This window comes from Stenotrophomonas sp. STEN046, from assembly GCF_056759755.1.
In genome coordinates, this window is sequence record NZ_JBRRDR010000081.1 from 1 (window position 1) to 2,500 (window position 2,500).

At 54.0% G+C, this 2,500-nt stretch carries 2 rRNA genes (1 of these 2 cut by a window edge); both read right to left on the reverse strand.

From position 1 onward, the window contains the following. Positions 1-108, reverse strand: a 5S ribosomal RNA gene (rrf, locus tag ACVOLJ_RS20745); the annotation flags it as partial. Positions 109-276: 168 nt separating this feature from the next. Then, a 23S ribosomal RNA gene (locus ACVOLJ_RS20750) occupies positions 277-2,500 on the reverse strand; it runs 657 nt beyond the window's last position.

Consider the following 2,500-nt stretch of genomic DNA (forward strand, 5'->3'; position numbering starts at 1 on the left):
GATGACCTACTCTCGCATGGCTTAGGCCACACTACCATCGGCGCAGCTACGTTTCACTTCCGAGTTCGGGATGGGATCGGGTGGTTCCATAGCGCTAATTTCACCAGGGAGGCGGTTGGAGTGTCGCCGCAGGATACGTGTCTTTGCAGGGAGCAGGCCTTGGGCCTGCTTTACAAAGAGACGCGCCTGAGCGCCTGCCTCTCGTTTGGTCTTGTGACGTAGCGTGCACTTGGTATCTATCGACATGTCATGTCGGCCAAGGCAACTTGAGGTTATATGGTCAAGCCTCTCGGATCATTAGTATCAGTTAGCTCAATACATTGCTGTACTTACACACCTGACCTATCAACCACGTAGTCTACATGGTTCCTTCAGGGGGCTTGTGCCCCGGGAGATCTCATCTTGAGGCGCGCTTCCCGCTTAGATGCTTTCAGCGGTTATCGCTTCCGAACATAGCTACCCGGCAATGCCACTGGCGTGACAACCGGAACACCAGAGGTTCGTCCACTCCGGTCCTCTCGTACTAGGAGCAGCCCCTCTCAAATCTCCAACGCCCATGGCAGATAGGGACCGAACTGTCTCACGACGTTCTGAACCCAGCTCGCGTACCACTTTAAATGGCGAACAGCCATACCCTTGGGACCGACTACAGCCCCAGGATGTGATGAGCCGACATCGAGGTGCCAAACACCGCCGTCGATATGAACTCTTGGGCGGTATCAGCCTGTTATCCCCGGAGTACCTTTTATCCGTTGAGCGATGGCCCTTCCATACAGAACCACCGGATCACTAAGTCCTAGTTTCCTACCTGCTTGATCCGTCGATCTTGCAGTCAAGCACGCTTATGCCTTTGCACACAGTGCGCGATGTCCGACCGCGCTGAGCGTACCTTCGAGCTCCTCCGTTACTCTTTAGGAGGAGACCGCCCCAGTCAAACTACCCACCATACACGGTCCCCGACCCAGATAATGGGCCCAGGTTAGAACGTCAAGCACGACAGGGTGGTATTTCAAGGATGGCTCCACTGCAGCTAGCGCCACAGTTTCATAGCCTCCCACCTATCCTACACAGACGAACTCAACGTTCAGTGTAAAGCTATAGTAAAGGTTCACGGGGTCTTTCCGTCTTGCCACGGGAACGCTGCATCTTCACAGCGATTTCAATTTCACTGAGTCTCGGGTGGAGACAGCGCCGCTGTCGTTACGCCATTCGTGCAGGTCGGAACTTACCCGACAAGGAATTTCGCTACCTTAGGACCGTTATAGTTACGGCCGCCGTTTACTGGGGCTTCGATCAAGAGCTTCGCCTTGCGGCTGACCCCATCAATTAACCTTCCAGCACCGGGCAGGCGTCACACCCTATACGTCCACTTTCGTGTTTGCAGAGTGCTGTGTTTTTGATAAACAGTCGCAGCGGCCTGGTTACTGCGACCCTCTTCAGCTATAGCTCGCACGAGCCACCAAAAAGGGTGCACCTTCTCCCGAAGTTACGGTGCCATGTTGCCTAGTTCCTTCACCCGAGTTCTCTCAAGCGCCTGAGAATTCTCATCCTACCCACCTGTGTCGGTTTACGGTACGGTCTGCGTAAGCTGAAGCTTAGGAGCTTTTCCTGGAAGCGTGGTATCAGCAACTTCGCCATAAAGGCTCGTCTCGGTGCTCGGTCTTAAAGGATCCCGGATTTGCCAAAGATCCAAACCTACCGCCTTTCCCCGGGACAACCAACGCCCGGTATGCCTAACCTTCTCCGTCCCTCCATCGCACTTACGCGAGGTGCAGGAATATTAACCTGCTTTCCATCGACTACGACTTTCGTCCTCGCCTTAGGGGCCGACTCACCCTGCGCCGATTAACGTTGCGCAAGGAAACCTTGGGCTTTCGGCGTGCGGGTTTTTCACCCGCATTATCGTTACTCATGTCAGCATTCGCACTTCCGATACCTCCAGCAGACTTCTCAATCCACCTTCAACGGCTTACGGAACGCTCCTCTACCGCGTACATATAAATATGCACACCCCAAGCTTCGGTTCACTGCTTAGCCCCGTTAAATCTTCCCCGCAGACCGACTCGACCAGTGAGCTATTACGCTTTCTTTAAAGGGTGGCTGCTTCTAAGCCAACCTCCTGGCTGTCTGTGCCTTTCCACATGGTTTTCCACTTAGCAGTGAATTTGGGACCTTAGCTGTGGGTCTGGGTTGTTTCCCTTTTCACGACGGACGTTAGCACCCGCCGTGTGTCTCCCATACAGTCCGTCTCGGTATTCGGAGTTTGCAATGGTTTGGTAAGTCGCGATGACCCCCTAGCCATAACAGTGCTCTACCCCCGAGAGGATACATATGAGGCGCTACCTAAATAGCTTTCGAGGAGAACCAGCTATCTCCGGGTTCGATTAGCTTTTCACTCCTAATCACAGCTCATCCCCGTCTTTTGCAACAGACGTGGGTTCGGGCCTCCAGTACCTGTTACGGCACCTTCACCCTGGCCATGACTAGATCACCCGGTTTC